The organism is Propionicimonas sp. (genome assembly GCF_034927565.1).
GTDB lineage: Bacteria > Actinomycetota > Actinomycetes > Propionibacteriales > Propionibacteriaceae > Propionicimonas.
The window spans coordinates 1-22,427 of record NZ_JAYFPT010000101.1; the positions used below are offsets into that span (position 1 = coordinate 1).

Sequence of the window (22,427 nt, forward strand, 5' to 3'; positions counted from 1 at the left end):
CCCTCGTCGTGGTGGGTGGGCAGGTGTGACAGGTGCCCACCCACCACGGTGCCGACGACCGGTCAGTGGTTGGCCCGGGCTCGGCGGACCAGCAGCCCACCTGTCGCCAGGGCGACCAGCGCCAGGCCGGCCAGGGTGAACAGCAGGGTTCCCTGGGCGCCGGTCAGCGGCAGGTCAGGGCCGATGGCCGCCTGGTTCTCGGCGGTCACCGCGACCGCCACGCCCCCGTCGGTCGCCTCCAGCGTCACCGTCCACGGGTCGGTGATCCGGACGTAGCCCGACGGAGCCTGGGTCTCGTAGAGGCAGTAGTCCTTGGCGGAGTCCGGTGCCGGGGTGTCGGAGTTCGCGATCCACAGGCCCAGCGGGGAGGCTGGAGCCGAACTGTCCCACTGCACCACGCCGGTGGCGTTGCTGGTGCCGGTGGCGACCACGTTCCCGGTCGGGGTTGCCGGGCAGGTGCCGGCACCCTTCTCGTGGAGGGCGAACCTGGCGCCGCTCAGCAGGATGGTGTCGTCAGAGGCGTCGACCTTGGTCACCGTGAGCTGGCCCCAGTAGCTGTACGGGACCGCGGCAGGCGTCTGCGGCTTTCCGTTGAAGCTCACCGCTGCGCCGTTGTTCGGGATCGAGCCGTTACCGACACTGCCCACCGTGGTCGTCAGCGTGACCGTGAGCGTCTTTGTCTGGTTGGCGGTGAGCTTGGCCAGACCCGTACCGGTGAACGTGATGGTCACCGCACCGCTGACGGTGTAGTCAGCTGCCGTCAGCTGCGCACCGTTCGGGGAGCCGATCGTGACCACCGGAGCGCCGGAAAGGCTCAGCCGGGAGTCCAGCGCGTCGGTCACCGAGGCCTCGGTGAAGGAAGCGGTGGTACTGGTGAGGGACGGGATTGTCTGGGTGATCGTCCACTGCACGGTGGAGCCGACCACCAGACTGCTCGGCTGGCTGGAGATCGTCTTGACAGGACGGTCGGCAACGGCGTTCTTCGGGTAGACGTCGACGTTGTACAGCCAGTTGGACGCCGTGCCGCTGGGATACGGGACGGTCACGTAGAACGGCACCGAGCGCTCCACCACGTTGGCCGGGGCATCGGTCTCGGCCACGTAGTAGAGGCCGAGCGCCAGGTTGCCGAAGGTGTACTCCCCACTGGCGTTCGTCTTCCCGTCGGTGGCGGCGCCCGAGGCGCAGAACGCGCCCTCGCTGGCCGGGCTGACCGGTGCTGCCGGGTTGGTGCCGTTGGCGGCCTGGGCAGCCGTCCAGCCTGCCGTCGTGGTCAGGTCGATGGCCACGCAGCTGCCGCCGGTCCAGACCCCCACCCGCTGGAGGGAGAAGGTCACGTCGGCCAGCGCGGTGGTGGCGCCGCCCTGCACCCCGGCACGCTTGTGCACGATCAGCGAGCCCGTGTCAGGGGCTCCGGACTGTCCGGGCCCGGGCGCCGCGTTCGCCGGGGTAGCGGTGCTGACCGCCCCGATGGCTGCCAGCGCCAGGGCTGCGGCGCCGGCAGCGAAGCGCTGCAGCGGCGTCATGGTGATGTTCATTGACGTCCCTTTCTTTCTGCCCTCTGCCGGCAGTCCGGTCCCCCGAGGGTGAGTCTGTGGTTGGGTAGATGTTCGGTTCGCGCCGGCGTTCTCATTCGACCGTGGCCCGTCGTCGGGTTCTGGTCCGCCAGATGCCGTAGGTGAGGCCTGCCAGGCCGCTGATGGCGAGCCCGAGCAGGGTGTAGAAGTCCCGCCCCAGGCCGCCGGTGAACGGCAGGATCGGAGCCGTCTGCGACTGGTTCTGGAACGGTGTGCCAAAGTTCTGGGTCAACGCCTCAGCACTGATGGTGAAGGGGTGCGGGGTCTGGTCCAGCAGGTAGCCCGCAGGGGCCTTCGTCTCGACGAGTTCGTAGCTGCCCCACGCCAGGCCGGTCACCTGGAAGACGCCGGCGGCCGGGTCCTGGTCCGCCCCGGTGCAGGCCGCGGCGTCGGCGGCGACGCAGTCGGTCACCGCGACCGTGGTGGTGGCCGGGGACGGCCCGATGATCCGCCATTCCGATCCGGCCAGTCGCTGCGCCCCGGCCGACGCGTCGGCCTTCTGCCAGCTGACGGTGCCGGGCTGTGGCCGGTTCACAAAGGTGCAGGCCGCGGCCTCGCCGGGGGCCAGCCCGGTCATCACCGCACTCGCCGCGGTCAGGTTCTGCGTCCTCGTCGTGCCAGCGGTGCCGGTGATCACGCAGGTGCTGGCGACAAAGGTGTACCCGGTCTGGGAGCTTTCCTGGATCCGCACGTCCGCGGTGCCGTTGCCGGGCGGGAACCGTACCGTCCACGGATTCGCGACCTGTCCGGTCGTGGCCTGGGTGGACGCGGTCGCCGGTGTGGAGATGGTGGTTCCCGCAGTCGGGTTCTCCAGCGTCGCCCCGACCGTCCAGCCGCCCGCAGGCTGCGGGTTGTTGCCGGTCACGTCCTGCACCTGCTTGGCGATGGTCACGGTCGCCGGACGCGGGTTGGCCCGGTTCGTGTAGGTACAGGCGGCGACCGCTCCCTGGGTCACCTGCACCGCCGCAGAGGTCACCGCAGTGGTGGCCGGGTCCGTCGTGACCGTCGGTGTCCCACCGCTGCAGGCCAGGCCCGACCAGGTGTAGCCGCCCGGCCAGGCGGTTCCACCGCTGGGAGCGGTCTCGGTGAGGGTGTAGGAACCCACGGCGACCGGCCGCTTCGTGACCGCCGCGGCGGTGTTTCCCGCGCCGGTGATCGTGGAGACCGTACCTGTGGCACTCAGCGTGAAGTCAGCGGCAGTGTGGGTGGCTGCCGTCCCGGTGTTGGAGACCTGTTTGACCAGGCTCAGATAGGGCGGGGTGTAGCTGACGGTGCAGTCCAGGTAAGAGCCGTGCAGCAGCTGTGCCGCAGTGCCCGTCGGTGGCGTCGCGCTCGAACCGGTCGTGGGCCAGCGGGTTTCCAGCAGGGTGTTTCGGTCTGATCGCAGGCACACCCACGCCGGACTGTAGGAACTCGAGGCCGCCGTTCCGGTGGCGGTCGTGCTGAGGGTGAGCTGCGCGGCGGTGCTGACCGAGACCGGCAGGTACCACGGGCTGGTTGTTGCGGTCAGGGCCGTGGTCCCGGTCTGCGCCGTGGCGGTCTCGGTCGCGGACCGCAGGAAGGTCCCGGTGAAGTTCGTCGGATCGGTGGCGGCGCCGGTGGAGTCCACGATCCGGTCGGCGACATCCACCGTCACCTGAACCCCGGCCAGGACCACGCCGAAGGCAACCCCCTGCAGGCCGTTGCCAACCATGGTCTGTGTGACCGAGAAGCTTGAGGTCGTACTGGTCGGCGAGATCTCCAGCATCGGACCGTTGCTGGTGGTGCCCCCACCCGCGTTCGTGCAGCTGGGCGCGGTCACCGTGCCGGCCGGAAACAGGTTTGCGGCTGAGCCCGAGCAAGCGACGGTGCCGACCGCAGCGGTCTTGCGGGCCGTGTTGGTCGTCGCCGCTGCCCAGGCCACCGGGTCATTGGGTACCCACCGGAAGCCGGGGCTGCCGGTGCTGGTCCAGGAAATCGACTCACCGCTGTCGGTGGACTCGGCGTCGGCCACCACCACCGAATAGTCGGTCACGACGGTGCTTGCTTTGGCGAGTTTGATGTCGCTCAGGGTGACGGTCGTGGTTCTGAAAGACGTGGTCCCGGTGGTGGTGATTGCCTGGTAGAGCGCGGGCTTGCCACCGACGCCGGTGTAGTGACCGGACTGGCCGAGGAACCCGCCATCGGCCCAGGCCGGGAAACCGACCGCCGTGACGCCGAGTCCGCGGGCGCCGTTCGCGGCCGTGATCGTCAGCTTCGCGGTGAAGGTGTAGCCGCTGCCGAAGCTGATGGTGACCGGATAGCCGGTGATCGGTCCGTAGTACTTCCCGCCAAAGGAGTGGAGGTTGGTCGCAGCGGTTGCGGAGCCGTAGGCGGCTCCCAGCACCGCGACATACCGTGGGTTGGTGCCTGTGCCGCGGTCGGTGTACTCGGTGGTCAGGCCATCGAAGTTGAGCCAGCACAGCGTGCGGGCGTACACCCCGGTGCCGGCGTCCGCGTAGGAGCAGGTTGGATCCCCCGCCGCCAGTGGGGTGATGGCCAGGGTGTTCACCGCTGCCGCCGGGCTCTGGCTGGCCGGCTCGCTCACCTGGCTGGCTTCCGGCTGCGGCTCGCTGAGCTCGTCAGCATCGGTCTGGTCCACCACCACGGGTGAGTCCGGTTCCAGCGCCGGCTGCGTGGTCGCTGCCGAGACCGGGACGACGTCCTCGCCGGCTGCCTCACCGGCAGCCGCGTCCGGGTTCGAAATGCTGATCGGATCCGCAGCGGTTGTCGGCTCTGGTTCGGCGGAAGCCTGCTGCAGGTCGCTCGCCGGCGTACTGGCAGCGACGGTGCCGTCGTCGTCGGCGAGGGCGGGCGTCGTCGCGCCCAGGAACGCCATCACGACTGCCAGGCACACCCACGCCAGACGACGATGCGGGCAGCACGATGGCGCGCCAACACCACCGTGCCTACTCAAAGACGGCACAGTCTCGTCCCTCTCGGGCAATCCCCCCCGCCCACCGTGGACGAGCACTTTTACGTACGTTATAGGTTCCGGTCGAGATCCGCCAGCGGATATCAGCAGATGGCGATACTCCGTCTCACCTGTCGGCGCCACAGCGGCCAGCAGGCGGACCTTCTAGTCCTCGGCCACGTCTTCCACCGCCACGTCGATCGCCACCGGATGCCCGGCATCGTCGACCTGCGGGTCGGCACTATCGCTCTCCTGTGCGGTGGGCAATTGTTCGTCGTCCACCTCCGGCTGCTCGGCTGCGAGCGGCTGCTCGATCGCCCCGGGCGCGGACGAGGTGGCAGCAGGCACCGGCTGGACGGGTTCCTCAGCACGTGCCAACTGCAAGGCGGTGACCGTGAGGCCGGCGGCCAGCACAGCCATGACGGCTCCCTGTACCCAGCGCAACCCCGGCCGGAGTTGGTTGTTCGACGCGGTTGCGGACGTGGCGCGATGATTGCGCAGAAGTGGCGCAGGCACTTTCCCCCCTGATATGTCTCGTCTCCCCAGACGAGGTACCGTCCCCCACAGACGAAGTACCAACCCGGAGCATACCTGCCGCGCAAGCCCGAAGCGAGCCTGACGCGGCAGCAGGTCCGTGACGGCCGCGTGTGCCGGGCCGGCAGCCTCAGCCGGCCATCAGAGGACGATCGGTCGGCAGGATCGGCTTCGGCAGCGGCGAGGCCTCGCCCTGCAGGAAGCTGTCCACCTCGTTGGCGCAGGCCCTGCCCTCGGCGATCGCCCAGACGATCAGCGACTGGCCCCGTCCGGCGTCACCGCAGACGTAGACACCGGGGACGTCGGTGGCGAAGGCCTCGTCACGAGCGATGGTGCCGCGGGCGTCCAGGCTCACACCCAGCTGTTCGACCAGGCCCTCGCGCTGTGGGCCGGTGAAGCCCATCGCGAGCAGGACGAGTTGGGCCGGGATCACCCGTTCGGTGCCGGCGACCGGCTCGAACCGGCCGTTCGCCATCGCGACCTCGCTGATCCGCAGCCCCGCGACAGTTCCTGCCCCGTCGGCTACGAACTCGGCGGTCGAGACCGAGTACAGCCGTTCGCCGCCCTCCTCGTGGGCCGAGGCCACCCGGTAGATCATCGGGTAGGTCGGCCAGGGCTGGTTGACCGGACGGTCGGCCGGCGGCGTCGGCATGATCTCCAGCTGGGTCACCGAGCGGGCGCCCTGCCGCAGCGCGGTACCGAGACAGTCAGCGCCGGTGTCGCCACCGCCGATGATCACCACGTCCTTGCCGGTGGCCAGGATCTGACCCTCGACCTCCTGGCCGAGAGCTGCCCGGTTGGCCTGGGGAAGGTACTCCATCGCCTGGTGGACGCCGGCCAGTTCACGACCGGGGATCGGCAGTTCGCGGGCAGCGGTCGCGCCGATCGCCAGCACCACTGCGTCGAACCGCTCGACCAGTTGCTCGCCGGTGATCTCGGCGCCGATGTTCACCCCGGCCTTGAAGACGGTGCCCTCCAGCCGCATCTGCTTCAGCCGGCGGTCGAGAACCTTCTTCTCCATCTTGAACTCCGGGATGCCGTAGCGCAGCAGGCCGCCGATCGCGTCCGCCCGCTCGTACACCACCACCGTGTGACCGGCGCGGGTGAGCTGCTGGGCCACCGCCAGCCCGGACGGACCGGAGCCCACCACTGCCACCGTCTTGCCGGAGTGCCATTCCGGAGTCTGGGCTGTCACCCTGCTGTCGTCCCAGGCGCGGTCGATGATCGCCACCTCGACGTTCTTGATGGTCACCGGCTCCCGGTTGATTCCCACCACACAGGCGGTCTCGCAGGGGGCCGGGCAGAGCCGGCCGGTGAACTCGGGGAAGTTGTTGGTGGCGTGCAGCCGGTCGAGCGCGCCGCGCCAGTCGTCCCGCCAGACCATGTCGTTCCACTCCGGGATCAGGTTGCCCAGCGGGCAGCCGGAGTGGCAGAACGGGATGCCGCAGTCCATGCAGCGGCCGGCCTGCTGGGAGATGATCGGCAGCACGGCACGTCCGGGCGTGCCCGGGTAGACCTCGTTCCAGTCCGCCACCCGTTCGTTGACCGGTCGACGTTCGGCGACCTGGCGCGGGGTGGTCATGAAGCCACGGGGGTCAGCCATGAGCGGCCTCCATCATCACCTTCACGATCTCATCGGGCTCCAGGCCAGCCGATTCCGCCTCGACCCGCGCCTTCAGCACCCGGGCATAGTCCCGCGGCATCACCGTGGTGAACCGGCCGGCCAACTCCTCGTCCGGCAGTTCGTGCAGGCCCGCAGCGACGGTCGAACCGGTCTCCTCGGCGTGTTTGGCCAGCAGTTCGCGGATCCGGACCAGGTCGGTACCGGTCGCCGGATAGGCGTCAACCAGTTCGGTGTTGAGCCGGCCCGGTACCAGGTCGAGCACCCAGGCCACGCCGCCGGACATGCCGGCCGCCAGGTTGCGGCCGGTCGGACCGAGGATCAGCGCCTCGCCGCCGGTCATGTACTCGCAGGCGTGGTCGCCGACTCCCTCGACCACCGCGGTGGCGCCGGAGTTGCGGACGCAGAAGCGCTCACCCACCTGCCCGCGGAGGAACAGTTCTCCGCTGGTCGCACCGTAGCCGATCACATTGCCGGCGATGATCTGCTCCTCGGCCGCGAACGGCGCGTCCTGCGGTGGACGGACCGTCAGCCGCCCCCCGGACAGGCCCTTGCCGAAGTAGTCGTTGCTGTCCCCCACCAGCCGCAGGGTCACTCCGCGCGGCAGGAACGCGCCGAAGCTCTGCCCGGCAGTGCCGCGCAGCGTGAGGTCGATGGTGTTCTCCGGCAGCCCCTCCCCACCGGTCGCCCGGGTGACGTGGTGACCGAGGATGGTGCCGACGGTCCGGTCGACATTGCGGACGGTGAGGTCGGCCCGCACCAGCTCTCCCCTGGTCAGCGCAGGTTCGGCGATCGTCAGCAGCTGGGTGTCGAGCTTGTCCTCCAGGCCGTGGTCCTGGGCGACCACCCGGTGCAGCACCGCGCCCTGGGGCAACTCGACGCGATGCAGGATCGGCTCCAGGTCGAGACCCTGGGCCTTCCAGTGCGCGACCGCGTCCCTGGTCCGCAGCACCTCGACATGGCCGACGGCCTCCTCGATCGAGCGGAAGCCGAGCGAGGCGAGGATCTCACGCACCTCCTCGGCGATGAACTCGAAGAAGTTGACCACGAACTCGGGGTCGCCGGAGAACTTCTCCCGCAGTTCCGGGTTCTGGGTGGCGACCCCCACCGGACAGGTGTCGAGGTGGCAGACCCGCATCATGACGCAGCCCGAGACCACCAGCGGCGCGGTCGCGAAGCCGAACTCCTCGGCCCCCAGCAGGGCGCCGATCACGACGTCCCGGCCGGTCTTCAACTGGCCGTCCACCTGCACCACGATCCGGTCCCGCAGGCCGTTCAACAGCAGGGTCTGCTGGGTCTCGGCCAGGCCGAGTTCCCAGGGCCCGCCGGCATGCTTCAGCGAGGTCAGCGGGGCTGCTCCGGTGCCGCCGTCGTGGCCGGAGATCAGCACCACGTCGGACTTCGCCTTCGCGACGCCCGCAGCCACCGTCCCGACCCCGACCTCGGCCACCAGCTTGACGTGGATCCGGGCGCTCGGGTTGGCACACTTCAGGTCGTGGATCAACTGCTTGAGATCCTCGATCGAGTAGATGTCGTGGTGCGGCGGCGGGCTGATCAGGCCGACCCCTGGCGTCGAGTGCCGGGTCTTGGCCACCCACGGGTAGACCTTCTGGCCGGGCAGCTGCCCGCCCTCGCCGGGCTTGGCACCCTGGGCCATCTTGATCTGGATGTCGTCGGCATTGGTCAGGTAGTCGCTGGTGACCCCGAACCGTCCGGACGCCACCTGCTTGATCGCGCTGCGCCGCACCGGGTCGTGCAGCCGTTCGGGATCCTCGCCGCCCTCGCCGGTGTTGGACTTGCCGCCCAGCCGGTTCATCGCGATCGCCAGCGTCTCGTGGGCCTCGCGGCTGATCGAGCCGTAGCTCATCGCGCCGGTGGAGAACCGTTTGACGATCGCGCTGACCGGCTCGACCTCCTCAATCGGCACGGGCTGGCGGTCGGCGGTGAAGTCGAGCAGACCGCGCAGGGTCATCAACCGCCTCGACTGGTCGTTCACCCGCGCGGTGTACTGCTTGAAGATGTCGTAGCGCTTCTGCCGGGTCGAGTGCTGCAGCCGGAAGACAGTCTCGGGGTCGAACAGGTGGGGCGGGCCCTCGCGGCGCCACTTGTACTCCCCGCCGCCGTCCAGCGTCCGGTGCGGCAGCTTGATGCCGCTGGGCGGATAGGCCCTGGCATGACGCCTGGCCACCTCGGCGGCGATCTCGTCCAGGCCGATGCCCTCGATCCGGCTGGTGGTGCCGGTGAAGTAGGTGGCCACCAGTTCGGACGACAGCCCCAGCGCCTCGAAGATCTGCGCGCCGGTGTAGGAGGCGATGGTCGAGACGCCCATCTTGCTCATCACCTTCAGCACGCCCTTGCCGAGCGCCTTGCGCACGTTGTACACCGCCTGCTCGGGCTCGACGTCGACCAGCCACTCCCGGCTGGCCAGGTCCTCGGCGCTCTCGAAGGCCAGGTAGGGGTTGACCGCGGCTGCACCGTAGCCGATCAGCAGGGCGACGTGGTGCACCTCGCGGACGTCGCCGGCCTCGACGATCAGGCCGACCTGGGTGCGGGTCTTCTCGCGTACCAGGTGGTGGTGGATCGCCGCGGTCAGCAGCAGGGACGGGATCGGCGCCAGCTCCGCGTTGGAGTGCCGATCGGACAGGATGATCGTCCGGCAGCCCCGGGCGATCGCCTCGCTGGCCTCGGCGCACAGTTCGTCGAGCTTGGCCCTCAACGCCTCACCGCCGCCCTCGACGTCGTACAGCCCCCGGACGACGTGCGCCTCGAAGCCCGGCATGGTGCCGTCCCGGTTGATCCGCACCAGCTTGGCCAGCGCATCGGAGTCGAGGATCGGGTAGCTGATCACGATCTGCCGGCAGGACTGCGGGCCACCAACCAGCAGGTTGCCCTCCGGGCCGAAGGTGCACTTCAGCGAGGTCACCAGTTCCTCGCGGATCGCATCCAGTGGGGGGTTGGTGACCTGGGCGAAGATCTCGGTGAAGTAGTCGAACAGCAGCCGGGGCCGGTCGCTCAGCACCGCCACCGGTGTGTCGGAGCCCATCGAGCCGATCGGTTCGGCGCCGTTGTTGGCCATCGGCGCCACGATCAGCTGCAACTCCTCGTGGGTGTAACCGAAGACCTGCTGGCGGCGGACCACCGAAGCGTGGCTGTGGACGACATGCTGTCGTTCGGGAAGCTCTTCCAGATCGACCCGGCCGGCCTCGATCCACGCCCGGTAGGGCTGGGCGGAGGCCAGCGAGGCCTTGATCTCGTCATCGTCGATCAACCGGTGCTGGTCGAGATCGGCCAGCAGCATGCGGCCGGGCTTGAGCCGGCCCTTCTGCACCACCTCCGAGGTCGGGATGTCCAGCACGCCGGCCTCGGAGGCGAAGACCACCAGCCCGTCGGCGGTCACCCAGTAGCGGCCGGGCCGCAACCCGTTGCGGTCCAGGACGGCGCCGATCACGGTGCCGTCGGTGAACGCGACGTCCGCCGGGCCGTCCCAGGGCTCCATCAGCGAGGAGTGGAAGTCGTAGAAGTCACGGCGGGCCGGATCCATCTCGGCGTGGTTCTCCCACGCCTCCGGGATCATCATCAGCACGGCGTGCGGCAGGCTGCGCCCGCCCAGGTGCAGCAATTCCAGCACCTCGTCGAAGGAGGCCGAATCCGAGCCGCCCGGGGTGCAGATCGGGAAGATCCGGGTCAGGTCGCCCGGGATCAGGTCGGTGGCCAGCAGCGCCTCGCGGGCACGCATCCAGTTGCGGTTGCCCTTGACGGTGTTGATCTCGCCATTGTGGGCGATCAGCCGGTAGGGGTGTGAGAGCTCCCAGGCCGGCCAGGTGTTGGTGGAGAACCGGGAGTGCACCAGGGACAGGGCACTCTCGACCCGCTCGTCCAGCAGGTCGGGGAAGACCTCGGCCAGTTGCTGGGTGGTGAGCATGCCCTTGTAGACGGTGGTCCGGGCGGACAGGGATGCGAAGTACACCCCGGCCTCGCTGCGTGCCCGCTGCCGCAGCGGGTACACCAGCCGGTCGAGGTCGATCCCCGCCTGGCCGTCCGGGGCGGAGACGAAGCACTGCTCGAACTGCGGCATGGCTGCCCGCGAGATCGGGCTCAGCGTGGAGTCGTCGGTCGGCACCTGCCGCCAGCCGTGGATGACGAGGTTCTCCTCGACGGCCAGGAACTCGATGGTGCGCTTGGCCGAGGCCCGCTTCTGCGGGTCGGTGGGCAGGAAGGCCATACCCATGGCGTAGTGGCCGGGGTCGGGCAGGTCGAAGTCGACCACCTCGCGCAGGAAGCGGTCGGGCACCTGGAGCAGCATGCCAGCGCCGTCACCGGCGGCGGCATCGGCACCGGTGGCGCCGCGGTGGTCGAGGTTCTCCAGAGCTGTGATTCCTTTGGCGACGATGTCATGGCGGGCCTCACCCTTGAGGTTCGCGACGAAGGCAACGCCACAGGCGTCGTGTTCGTAGGCGGGATCGTAGAGTCCCTCGGCAGGCCGGCTGTTGAGCACCGTCATCTATCACTCCCCACTGTTCTGCAGCGTCGTCATCACGTCCGAAATGCACAGGGAGCGTACCTGACCAGGACAGTCGGGTTCGCGACCCCTGCATGCTGGACGCACCCTCCTACCGAGGGTAGGGGTCAAGTCCAGTGAGACAAGTATCTCAGCTTGCGGACGATTCTGCTGGCGAAGTGTCGTCGCCGGACGGCCGGGCGGGCTCCGGTTCGTCGCCGTCCGGGGCCGGTTCAGGGTCGGATCCGGTCGCGGCGGCGGCCCCGTCCTGCGGCGCTTCCGGCAGGTCGACCGGCTCGACGGTCTCCTCTCGGCCGGGACGGAACCTGACCAGCCAGACCAGCAGGAGGATGCCGGCCAGGCAGATCAGCCCCGCGACGAATTGGTTGAACCGGATCGGTCCGAAAGTGTCGTAGGAGAAGTCGAGCCGGATGCCCTCGGTGAAGAACCGCCCGAAACCGTAGAGCGCGATGTAGAGCGCGAACACCTTGCCGCGACCGAGGGTGAACCTCCGGTCGGCCCACAGCAGGGTGGCGACCACCAGCAGGTTCCAGATCGACTCGTAGAGGAAGGTGGGGTGGAAGGTCGCATACTGCTCGAAGCCCGCCAGTCGGTGCGCCGGGTCGATCTCCAGGCCCCAGGGAAGGTCGGTCGGCCAGCCGTAGAGTTCCTGATTGAACCAGTTCCCGAACCGTCCCATGGCCTGCCCGATGGCGATCCCGGGAGCCAGCGAGTCGGCCAGGGCGGCGAACTTCGCGCCCTTGGCACGGCAGGCGAACCAGGCGGCCAGCGCACCGCCGCCGATCGCGCCGTAGATCGCTATCCCGCCCTCCCAGATGAAGAACACGCTCCAGGGGTTGATCCCCGGCCCGACGTAGTCGCCGAGGTGGGTCAGGACGTGGTAGATCCGGGCGCCGATGATGCCGAACGGGATCGCCCACAGCACCACCCACTCGAAGGTCTCCGCCTTCCCGCCCCGGGCCACCCAGCGCCTCGACCCCAGCCACCAGGCCGCGGCGATCCCGGCGATCAGGCACAGGGCGTAGAACCGGATGGTGACCGGGCCGATCGAGAAACCGCTGATCGACGGGCTCGGGATGAAGAGCGTCACGGGGCCATTCCTTCTCGTGTGTTCACCGGTGGGGCTGGCCGGTCAGCGTCGCACGCCGGCGGCGAGGTCGGCCACGACCGCCCGCAGCCCGGTCAGGTCGTCGGGGGTGCCGGCGTCGTCGGCGGCCAGCAACTGCTTGACGAAGGCCGATCCGACGATCACGGCGTCGGCGTAGCCGGCGATCTGGGCCGCCTGATCGCCGTTGCTGACACCCAGGCCGACGCCGACCAGCAGGTCGGGGGCCAGGGTGCGCAACCGGGCGACCAGGGCAGGTGCCGCGCTCGGCGCGCTGGTCCGGGTTCCGGTCACCCCCATCACCGCGGTGGCGTACACCCATCCCCGGCAGGCGGCCGCGGTGGAGACGATCCGGGCGTCGGAGGACGAGGGCGCCACCAGGAAGACCCGGTCCAGGCCATGGGCGTCAGCGGCGGCCAGCCAGTCGCCGGCCTCATCGGGGACCAGATCGGGTGTGATCAACCCGGCGCCACCGGCCGCCGCCAGATCGCGTGCGAAGGCGTCGGTCCCGTAGCGGTCGACCAGGTTCCAGTAGGTCATCACCACCGCGGGTTTGCCGGCGGCCCGGACGGCTTCGACTGCGGCGAAGACGTCGCGGGTGCGCACCCCGCGCTCCAGCGCCCGGGTGCCCGCCCGCTGGATCACCGGGCCGTCCATCATCGGGTCGGTGTAGGGCAGGCCGATCTCGACCAGATCGACGCCGGGACCCTCGCCGTCCCCGCACAGTGCGCGCAGCGCGGCCAGCGAGCCCGGGACGCTCGGGTAGCCGACCGGCAGGTAGCCGACCAGGGCCGCCCGTCCCTCCGCCCGGGCGGCGGCGATCGCCAGGCCGGAGTTGCCCTGGGTGGTTGCGGTGTTCACGCCACACCCCCGGTCGCCAGATCCGGTTTCCCGGTCAGTCCGAACCATCTCGTGGCGGTGTCCACGTCCTTGTCGCCACGACCGGAGACGCACACCACGATCAGCGGTTCGGCATCCGGATCGGCCTCGGCGATCCGCCGTCCCAGCCGCATGGCGCCGGCCAGGGCATGGGCGGACTCGATGGCGGGAATGATCCCTTCGGTCTTGCTCAGCGCCTCGAAGGCCACCATCGCCTCGTCGTCGTTCACCGGTTCGTAGCTGGCTCGCCCGGTGGTCGCCAGCCAGGCGTGCTCCGGGCCCACGCCCGGGTAGTCGAGCCCGGCCGAGATCGAGTGGCTCTCCACCGTCTGCCCGTCGGCGTCCTGCAGGACGTAGGTGCGCATGCCGTGCAGCACCCCGACCGACCCGCCGGTGATGGAGGACGCGTGCCGTCCGGTCTCCACCCCGTCACCGCCGGCCTCGAAGCCGTAGAGCGCCACCTCGGGGGTGTCGATGAAGTCGGCGAAGCTGCCCAGCGCGTTCGAGCCGCCCCCGACGCAGGCGCAGACGGCGTCCGGCAGCCGGCCGTAGCGGGCGGTGATCTGCTCGGCGATCTCGGTGCTGATCACCCGCTGGAACTCCCGCACCAGCTTCGGGAAGGGGTGCGGGCCGGCAACCGTGCCGATCAGGTAGTGGGTGTTGTCGACCGTGGCCACCCAGTCCCGCATGGCCTCGTTCATCGCGTCCTTGAGGGTCTGGCTGCCGGACTCGACGGCCACCACCTCGGCGCCCAGCAGCTGCATCCGGGCCACGTTGAGCGCCTGCCGGTCGGTGTCGACCCGGCCCATGTAGACCCGGCACGTCATCCCGAGCAGGGCGGCGGCGGTGGCGGTGGCCACCCCGTGCTGCCCGGCGCCGGTTTCGGCGATCACCCGGGTCTTGCCCATCCGGGCGGCCAGCAGGGCCTGGCCGAGCACGTTGTTGATCTTGTGCGAGCCGGTGTGGTTGAGGTCCTCACGCTTCAGCAGGATCTTCGCGTTGCCGCAGAGTTCGGAGAACCGTGGCGCTTCCGACAGCGGCGTGGGGCGGCCGGCGTAGTTGTGGCGCAGGTCGTCGAGCTGGGACCAGAAGCCGGGATCCGCCATCGCCTTGGTGAACTCGGCGTCGAGTTGGGCCAGCGCGGCCATCAGCGCTTCCGGCACGTAGCTGCCGCCGAAGCTGTCGAAGTGCCCGGTCGGGTCGGGCAGTGGGGATCGTTTCACAGCGCCCATTAAACCCCACTGTGCGCAGCCTGCCGGCAACGCCCGCAACCGGGCCGCCGGCGGCGCAGGTCAGGAACCCGGACGCAGGGTGCGCAGCGCGGCGACCGCCCGCTCGGGGTCGCCGTCGGAGACCAGCGCCTCCCCCACCAACACCGCGTCGGCACCGGCGTCCACCATCCGCTGGGCGTCCGGCAGGCCGAGGATGCCGGACTCGGCCACCTTCACCACGCCGGACGGCACCAGTCCGGCCAGCTCCTCGAACCGCGCCAGGTCGACGTCGAGGGTCTTCAGGTCGCGGTTGTTGACCCCGACCAGGCTCGCCCCCGCGTCCAGTGCCCGGCTCAGCTCGCCGGCGGTGTGGGTCTCGACCAGGCTGGTGAGGCCCAGGTTGGTGGCCAGTTCCAGGAAGCCGCGCAGTTCGGCGTCGGTCAACGCCGCCACGATCAGCAGGACGAGGTCGGCACCGGCGGCCCGGGCCTCCCAGAGCTGGTAGTCGGTGACCACGAAGTCCTTGCGCAGCACCGGCACCGACACCGCGCCGCGGGCGGCCTCCAGATCGGCCAGACTGCCACCGAACCGGCGCTGCTCGGTGAGCACCGAGATCGCTGCGGCACCGCCGGCCTGGTAGGAGCCGGCCAGTGCCGCGGGGTCGGGGATCGCCGCCAGGTGGCCCTTGCTGGGGCTGGAGCGCTTGACCTCCGCGATCACTGACAGCCCCGGCGCGGCCAGCGCGGGCAGAGGGTCGCGAGTGGGCCCGAGCGTGTCGACGAGGGTGGCGAGGTCGGGCAGCGGGCGAGCCGCCTGGCGAGGGGCCAGATCCTCGCGGACCCCAGCGATGATCTGGTCGAGGACTGTCATGCCCCGGGCTGTCCGTACCCCATCCGCCGCAGCACGCCGCCGACCACCAGGGCGAGCACCAGCAGCACGGCCGAGATCCAGACCAGGTTCCAGTTGCTGATCACGACGGCGACCGCACCCAGGGTGAAGGCGATGGCAGCGATGATGCTTCCTGCCCAGGCCGCGGGCGTACGCCCATGGTGGTGGAACCCCCCCGCGGTGTGAGTGGTGTGCTCAGCGCTTTCGATCACGTTTCCTCCAGCAACTGGTAGTGGGTGCGACAGATCTGCACCCGGCCCATCTTGACCACGTGTCGACGGTCTCGCCAATCAAACGACCGAACTTCTTAGCGGAGCTTCAGGTCAGGTTCAGACAGGCGCGACAGCCTGGCGGCCTCCGTGACGGCGTCGATCACGGTGGCTGCCTTGGTCACTGCCTCCTGATCCTCCCGCTCCGGGACGGAATCCGCAACCACCCCGGCGCCCGCCTGCACGTAGGCCCGCCCGTCCTTGAGCAGGGCGGTCCGGATGGCGATGGCCGTGTCGGAGTTGCCAGCGAAGTCGAAATAGCCCACCACGCCGCCGTAGAGCCCACGGCGGGACACCTCCAGGGAGTCGATGATCTCCATCGCCCGCACCTTCGGGGCGCCCGACAAAGTGCCGGCCGGGAAGCAGGCGAGGGTTGCGGCTAGCGCCGACCGGTCGGGTGCCAGGGTGCCGGTCACCGCCGCCTCCAGGTGCATCACGTGGCTGTAGCGGCGCACCTTCATGAACTCCACCACCGTTACGGTGCCGGGGAGGCAGACGCGGCCCAGGTCGTTGCGCCCCAGGTCGACCAGCATCAGATGCTCGGCAGCCTCCTTGGGGTCGGCGAGCAGCTCGGCTTCCAGCCCGGCGTCCAGCTCCGGGGTGGCGCCGCGCGGCCGGGTGCCGGCGATCGGATGAGTGGTCGCCCGTCCGTCCGACACCGTCACCAGCGCCTCCGGACTGGAGCCGACGATCGCGAAACCGGGCATCCGCAGCAGGTACAGATACGGGCTCGGGTTGCGTCGACGCAGCACCCGGTAGACATCCAGGGCGTCGGTGGGACAGTCCAGCTCGAACCGCTGGCTGGGGACGATCTGGAAGGCCTCGCCGGCCTTGATCTGTTCGATGGCCGCCGCGACCGCTGCCTGGTACTCGGCCGGGGTGCGCTGCCGGCGCACCAGCGGAGCGGTCCGGTCCGGATCAGCCACCGCGAGCAGCGGCTCGACCGATGTCTGCAGGGCTGTCACCATGGCCGCCACCCGGGCCACCGCATCGGCGTAGGCCTCGGCCGCCCGTTCCGGACGGCCGTCGAAGTTGATCGCGTTGGCCACCAGCCACACCTCACCGGTGTGGTGGTCGAGCACCGCCACGTCGCTGGCCAGCAGCATGCCCAGTTCGGGGATGCCCAGGTCGTCGGGGTTCGCGTCCGGCAGCCGCTCCAGGCGCCGGACGACGTCATAGCCCAGATAGCCGACCATGCCGGAGACCAGGGGCGGCAGGGCCGGGTCACCGGGGGTGTGCAGCAGGTCGAGGGTGTCGGCCAGCACCTGCAGCGGGTCGCCGCCGTCCGGGAGTCCGGCAATCGGTCGGCTGGCCCAGCTCCAGACCGCCTGGCCGTCGCGCACACTGAGGGTGGCCGCGCTGTTCACCCCGATGAAGGAGTACCGGCCCCATACTCCCCCCTCGGCCGATTCCAGCAGGAAGGTGCCCGGACGTTGCCCGCAGAGCTGGTGGTAGAGCCCGATCGGGGTGAACTCCTCACCCAGCACCCGGGCGTGGACGCTGACCACCCGCCGGGCGGCCGCCGCCTCGATGAAGCCCGCCTCGTCCGGCTCGACTCGTAGCCGGGCCGTCATACCTGTTCCGCCAGCAGCAGGTCGGCGTCGAAACAGCTGGTGGTGCCCAGGTGGCAGGCCGGGCCGGTCTGGTCGACGCTCACCAGCAGGGTGTCGCCGTCGCAGTCCAGCCGTACCTCGCGCACCGCCTGGACGTTCCCGGAGGTCTCCCCCTTCACCCAGTACTGCTGCCGGCTGCGCGACCAGTAGGTGCCCCGGCGGGTGGACAGGGTGCGCCGCAGCGCTTCGTCGTCCATCCAGGCAAGCATGAGCACCTGTCCGGTGGTGGCCTCCTGCACGATGGCAGGGACCAGGCCGTCAGGGTTGCGCGTCAACCGGGCCGAGATCGCGGGATCGAGGGATAGCGTCACGCAGGCCATTGTGGCAGGCGCTCGCCAGGGCGGTCGTCCCAGAAGGTGAGCCGTCCATCTCATCAACAGAGCGAGTGACGGGGTTGCCGCTCTGCCACAATGAGCCGCATGCGCGCGTACAACTTCTCTGCCGGCCCCGCCATGCTCCCGCTCGCCGTCCTCGAGCAGGCGCGATCCGAACTCACCGACTGGGGTGGTTCCGGGATGTCGGTGATGGAGGTGTCGCACCGCGGCAAGGCCTTCGTGGCCTGTGCTGCGCAGGCCGAGGCGCTGCTGCGCGAGGTGCTGGGCGTGCCGGACGACTACAAGGTGCTCTTCCTGCAGGGTGGCGCCAGCGCCCAATTCGACGCCATCCCGCTGAACCTGACCCAGCCCGGCGAGATCGTCGACTTCCTCAACACCGGCCAGTGGTCGACCAAGGCGATCGCCGCCTCGAAGCGGCAGGGTTTGCAGGTCGAGGTGATCGCTGACGAGAAGGCGTCCAACTACACCACCGTCCCGGCCCCGGGCAGCTACCAGGTCAACCCGGCGGCTGCCTACCTGCACTACACCCCCAACGAGACCATCGGCGGGGTCGAGTTCGACCACATTCCGGCCAGCGGAGAGGTGCCCCTGGTGGCGGACTTCTCCTCCACCATCCTGTCGCGGCCGATCGACGTCTCCGGCTACGGCCTGATCTACGCCGGCGCCCAGAAGAACATGGGGCCGTCCGGGCTGTGCGTGGTGATCGTCCGGGAGGATCTGCTGGGCCATGCCCGGTCGGCCACGCCAGCGGTGCTGGAGTACGCGGGGATGGCGGCGTCGGATTCGATGCTGAACACCCCGCCCACCTTCTCGATCTACCTGCTCGGGCTGATCCTGGCCTGGGTGAAGAGCAACGGCGGCCTGACCGCGATGGCCGAGCGCAACCGGGCCAAGGCCGACGCCCTCTATACGGCGATCGATGACTCGCCGTTCTACCGCAATCCGGTGGCCCCGAACGCGCGGTCCTGGATGAACGTCCCCTTCCTGGTCGCCGATCCGGCGCTGGAGAAGCCGTTCGTCGCCGAGGCGGCCGCCGCCGGGCTGACCAATCTCGCCGGTCACCGCAGTGTCGGTGGCATGCGCGCCAGCATCTACAACGCCATGCCGATCGAGGGTGTCAATGCCCTGATCGATTTCATGGCCGACTTCGAACGCCGCAACGGCTAGGAACCACCATGACCTTCAGCATCAAGACCCTCAATGCGATCAGCCACGCCGGCCTGAGCCAGTTGCCCAGGGAGAACTACGTCGTCAGCTCCGACGTCGAGGCACCCGACGCCCTCATCCTGCGCTCGGCGAACCTCCACGGCGTGGAGATCCCGCCGTCGGTCCGGGCGGTGGCCCGGGCGGGCGCCGGGACCAACAACATCCCGGTCACCGAGTACTCCGCCCGCGGCATTCCGGTGTTCAACACCCCGGGATCGAACGCCAATGCTGTCAAGGAGCTGGTGATTGCCGCGATCTTCCTGGCCGCGCGGAACATCATCGATGCCGCCGCCTTCGCGCACCGGCTGGACGGGGACGCCGCAGGCATGGACAAGGCGGTCGAGTCCGGCAAGAAGAACTTCGTCGGTTTCGAGTTGCCGGGCCGCACGCTGGGCGTGATCGGGCTGGGCGCGATCGGCGTCGAGGTGGCCAACGCCGCCACCGGCCTCGGGATGCGCGTGATGGGCTACGACCCCGGGATCACCGTCGAACACGCCTGGAAGTTGTCCTCCTTCGTCGAACACGTCACCAGCCTCGAGCAGCTGTTGAAGCGGGCCGACATCGTGACCGTCCACGTTCCGCTGGTGGACGCCACCCGCGGGCTGGTCGGCGCCCGGGAACTGGAGCTGATGAAGAAGTCGGCCGTCGTGGTCAACTTCGCCCGTGGCCCGATCGTGGACGCCGGCGCAGTCGTGGCGGCGATCGATGCCGGACGGTTGCGCGGCTACGTCTGCGACTTCCCCACCCCAGAACTCAACCGGCATCCTCACGTCGTCACGTTGCCGCATCTGGGGGCCTCGACGAACGAGGCCGAGGAGAACTCCGCCCGGATGGCCGCCCTTGAGCTGCGCGCCTATCTGGAGGACGGCATCATCACCAACTCGGTGAACTTCCCCGACGCCGTGCTGCCGCGCGGCGAGGGCACCACCCGGATCGCGATCGCCAACTCCAACGTGCCCAATATGGTCGGCCAGATCTCCTCCCTGGTCGCCGCTGCCGGGCTGAACATCGCCGACCTGCTGAACAAGTCGCGCGGCGAGCTGGCCTACACCCTGGTGGATGTCAACGGCGAGGTGCCGGACGCGCTGCTCGCGCAGATTCGCGGGATCGAGGGAGTGCTCAGCGCCCGGGTGATCTGAGCGGAACCTGCGGACCCACCGCCAGTTCGGCCAGCGTGACCACGCTGACGACACGGTCGTCCGGTGTGTCACCGGTGAGACAAAGCCTCGAGTCCGCGCTAGCCGATCAGGTCATCGCTGGCGAACGGCAGCACGCTGTTGTCGTTGGCCAGGTGGAGCGGTTCCAGCCTGATGTCGCCGCGGCTGCCGGCGGCGACCAGCGCACGGGCCCAGGCCCGGTCGGTGTCGTCCATCGGGTGCCCGCCGGGCCTGGCCAGCAGCAGGGCGAAGTCGAAGTGGTCGGTGAAGTGGGAGAAGACCGCCATCAGGGCGTCGGCGAACTCGTCGTCGGCATGTTCGGGTAGGTCGTCGATCTGGTGCAGTTGGTTCAGCGCCCGGCGCTGGTCGTCGAGGAAGACGAAGTAGAGCCGGCGCTGCGCGAACCCGAGCGGGTTCATCAGTTTGCGCCAGAAGAGCTGGAGGTCGACGGCGGTGTGGATGGGCTGGTCGAGCAGGTTGGTGTTCGTCATGCCGTCCACTTTTGGCAGGAGGATGCTTGGTGGTTCAGTTGTCCACAGCCCTCCTCCCGAGCAGACAGATGCTCAGGTGACTGCACAGATTTGCATCTGTGACAAGGCTGGATGTCCGGGTGTGCCGGCTTTTTGCGGCTGGCGGCCCGAACCGCCCAGTCGAACGACTCCGGCTCTGGGAACTCCACCATCCAGCCGACAAGCCTGTGGCGGGTTGATCAGGACGCCGCCAGCCAGCGGCGCGCCAGGGCGATACGCGTCTCGATCTGTTCGGTGGTGGCCTGCGCCAGGGGCGGTCCGCCCGCTTCCCGGCGCAGGCCGGCGTGGACGTGGCTGTGCGGGATCCCCCTCACCCGGGCAAGCTGGGAAACCAGTGAGTTGAGTTCCTTGCGGCGGGTCTCCAGCGCCCGGTGCAGGCTGACCGTCTCCGGTACCCGCTCGCGGCGCTCCTGCCGGGCATGACGGGCCAGTTGCCGGCGCTGCCGCTCGGCCAGCAGCGAGGCCACCTGGTCGGGCTCCAGCAGACCCGGCAGGCCCAGGTAGTCGGCCTCATCGTCGCTGCTGGGCAGCGCGTTCATGCCGAACTGCCGCGCCTCGAACATCACGTGGTCGAAGATCGCCTGCGACTCCAGTGCCTCGAACTGGCCGTCGTCGGCGTCGGCGGTGTCCCGGGAGCGGTTGGCCTCGGCCAGCAGCGCCTCCTCGGGCGCCCACAGGTCCTCGTCGTGCTTTGGCCGGCCCAGGACGTGGTCACGCTGCCGTTCCAGCGCACCCGCGTGGGCCAGCAGGATCGGCACCGTGGGCAGGAAGACCGTCGCCAGCTCGCCGCGCCGCCGGCTGCGGACGAACCGTCCGACCGCCTGGGCGAAGAACAGCGGGGTCGACACCGCCGTGGCATAGACGCCCACCGCCAGCCGCGGCACGTCCACTCCCTCGGAGACCATCCGGACGGCGACCATCCAGCGATCCTCGCCACAGGAGAACTCCTCGATCCGCCGGCTCGACCCGGTGTCGTCGCTGAGCACTACCGCCGGCTTCTCGCCGGTGAGTCCTTCCAGAGCCCGCGCATAGGCGCGGGCCTGTCTTTGGTCGGAAGCGATCACCAGCCCCCCGGCGTCCGGCAGGTGCCGGCGCACCTCGGTCAACCGCGTGTCGGCCGAGGCCAGGACGGCGGCGATCCACTCCCCCTTCGGGTCCAGCGCGGTGCGCCAGGCCTGGGCGGTGATGTCCTTGGGCAGTGGCTCCCCCAGCCCGGCAGCCAGTTCGTCGCCAGCCTTGGTCCGCCAGCGCATCCCGCCGCCGTAGGCCATGAACACCACCGGGCGCACGACGTGGTCGCGCAGGGCTTCGGCATAGCCGTAGCTGTAGTCGGCCACCGAGCGCCGGGTGCCGTCGGCCTCCTCGGCATAGCGGACGAACGGAATCGGCGTGGCGTCGGAGCGGAACGGTGTCCCGGTCAGCCCCAGCCGCCGGGTGGCCAGCGCGAAGGACTGCGCCACCGCATCCCCCCAACTGAGGTTGTCGCCGGCGTGATGGAGCTCATCGAAGATCACCAGGGTCCGGGCACGAACCGTCAGCGCTTCCCAGGCGAAGGGACGCACTGCCACCCCGGCATAGGTCACCACCATGCCGTGGTACTGCCGGGATCGGCCCTTGCGGGAGCCACCCAGCCCCGGATCGAGCTGAATGCCGGCCTTCGCCGCTGCCTCGGCCCACTGCACCTTCAGATGCTCGGTGGGCGCAACCACGATGACCTGCTCGACCCGGCGATCGGCCAGCAGTTCGGACGCCACCCGCAGCGCGAAGGTGGTCTTGCCCGCACCGGGCGTCGCCACGGCGAGGAAGTCCTGGGCGTCCAGCTCGCGGTACCGCGCCAGCGCCTCCTCCTGCCAGGCCCGCAGCCGGGACGCCGTCCCCCAGGCCGCCCGTCCCGGGAAAGCCGGGGAGAGTTGCCAACTGGGGTGGACGACCGATTCAGACATGGGCGACCGAGGCTAGCGCCGGGTCGGCATCAATCCGGTAGCGGCGCGCCGGGAAGTGGCAGGGTGTCCGAGGAGTGAGCCGCCGCCCTGTCGACGTCGTCACGACTCCCA

16 protein-coding genes are annotated in these 22,427 nt (G+C 69.7%); 2 read left to right on the forward strand and 14 right to left on the reverse strand.

Annotated elements, in window-relative coordinates:
* Window positions 1-62 precede the first annotated feature (62 nt).
* The 12 genes from VB080_RS14240 to hisI all read right to left on the reverse strand — a co-directional run bounded on the left by VB080_RS14240 (window position 63) and on the right by hisI (window position 17,456).
* Complete coding sequence (locus VB080_RS14240) at window positions 63-1,535, reverse strand: SpaH/EbpB family LPXTG-anchored major pilin (RefSeq protein ID WP_323419119.1); 1,473 nt, start codon at window positions 1,533-1,535, stop codon at window positions 63-65.
* A 91-nt stretch (window positions 1,536-1,626) separates the two neighbouring features.
* Window positions 1,627-4,431, reverse strand: a complete 2,805-nt coding sequence (locus VB080_RS14245) for an MSCRAMM family protein (protein ID WP_323419120.1) — start codon at window positions 4,429-4,431, stop codon at window positions 1,627-1,629.
* Window positions 4,432-4,671: 240 nt separating this feature from the next.
* On the reverse strand, window positions 4,672-4,926 hold the full coding sequence (locus tag VB080_RS14250) for a hypothetical protein (protein ID WP_323419121.1): 255 nt from the start codon (window positions 4,924-4,926) through the stop codon (window positions 4,672-4,674).
* Window positions 4,927-5,170: 244 nt separating this feature from the next.
* Complete coding sequence (locus VB080_RS14255; protein WP_323419122.1) at window positions 5,171-6,643, reverse strand: glutamate synthase subunit beta; 1,473 nt, start codon at window positions 6,641-6,643, stop codon at window positions 5,171-5,173.
* Entirely contained in the window at window positions 6,636-11,162 is a 4,527-nt protein-coding gene (gene gltB, locus VB080_RS14260; RefSeq protein ID WP_323419123.1) for a glutamate synthase large subunit, read from the reverse strand. The genes VB080_RS14255 and gltB overlap by 8 nt, the downstream gene beginning before the upstream one ends.
* A 148-nt stretch (window positions 11,163-11,310) precedes the next feature.
* Complete coding sequence (gene lgt / locus VB080_RS14265; protein WP_323419124.1) at window positions 11,311-12,270, reverse strand: prolipoprotein diacylglyceryl transferase; 960 nt, start codon at window positions 12,268-12,270, stop codon at window positions 11,311-11,313.
* 42 nt (window positions 12,271-12,312) lie between these two features.
* Complete coding sequence (gene trpA / locus VB080_RS14270) at window positions 12,313-13,146, reverse strand: tryptophan synthase subunit alpha (RefSeq protein WP_323419125.1); 834 nt, start codon at window positions 13,144-13,146, stop codon at window positions 12,313-12,315.
* Complete coding sequence (gene trpB / locus VB080_RS14275) at window positions 13,143-14,396, reverse strand: tryptophan synthase subunit beta (RefSeq protein ID WP_323419126.1); 1,254 nt, start codon at window positions 14,394-14,396, stop codon at window positions 13,143-13,145. The genes trpA and trpB overlap by 4 nt, the downstream gene beginning before the upstream one ends.
* Window positions 14,397-14,456: 60 nt before the next feature.
* Entirely contained in the window at window positions 14,457-15,245 is a 789-nt protein-coding gene (trpC, locus tag VB080_RS14280; protein WP_323419127.1) for an indole-3-glycerol phosphate synthase TrpC, read from the reverse strand.
* Entirely contained in the window at window positions 15,242-15,475 is a 234-nt protein-coding gene (locus VB080_RS14285; protein ID WP_323419128.1) for an HGxxPAAW family protein, read from the reverse strand. The genes trpC and VB080_RS14285 overlap by 4 nt, the downstream gene beginning before the upstream one ends.
* A 95-nt stretch (window positions 15,476-15,570) precedes the next feature.
* Window positions 15,571-17,106, reverse strand: coding sequence for an anthranilate synthase component I (locus VB080_RS14290; protein ID WP_323419129.1), 1,536 nt, complete (start codon window positions 17,104-17,106; stop codon window positions 15,571-15,573).
* Entirely contained in the window at window positions 17,103-17,456 is a 354-nt protein-coding gene (hisI, locus tag VB080_RS14295; RefSeq protein WP_323419130.1) for a phosphoribosyl-AMP cyclohydrolase, read from the reverse strand. Before hisI ends, VB080_RS14290 begins: the two co-directional genes overlap by 4 nt.
* A 108-nt stretch (window positions 17,457-17,564) precedes the next feature.
* On the opposite strand from hisI, the gene serC reads away from it, so the two are divergent.
* Together serC and VB080_RS14305 are read left to right on the forward strand one after the other, a co-directional pair.
* The gene (gene serC / locus VB080_RS14300) at window positions 17,565-18,647 is read left to right on the forward strand and encodes a 3-phosphoserine/phosphohydroxythreonine transaminase (RefSeq protein ID WP_323419131.1); all 1,083 of its coding nucleotides are present in this window, start codon (window positions 17,565-17,567) and stop codon (window positions 18,645-18,647) included.
* Window positions 18,648-18,655: 8 nt separating this feature from the next.
* A complete protein-coding gene (locus VB080_RS14305; RefSeq protein WP_323419132.1) occupies window positions 18,656-19,825 on the forward strand; it encodes a phosphoglycerate dehydrogenase in 1,170 nt (389 codons plus the stop codon).
* Window positions 19,826-19,923: 98 nt separating this feature from the next.
* On the opposite strand, the gene VB080_RS14310 is transcribed toward VB080_RS14305, so the two are convergent.
* Window positions 19,924-20,334, reverse strand: coding sequence for a hypothetical protein (locus tag VB080_RS14310; protein WP_323419133.1), 411 nt, complete (start codon window positions 20,332-20,334; stop codon window positions 19,924-19,926).
* Window positions 20,335-20,552: 218 nt separating this feature from the next.
* Window positions 20,553-22,316 (reverse strand): DEAD/DEAH box helicase, encoded by a 1,764-nt coding sequence (locus tag VB080_RS14315; protein ID WP_323419134.1) that lies wholly within the window; start codon window positions 22,314-22,316, stop codon window positions 20,553-20,555.
* Window positions 22,317-22,427 lie beyond the last annotated feature (111 nt).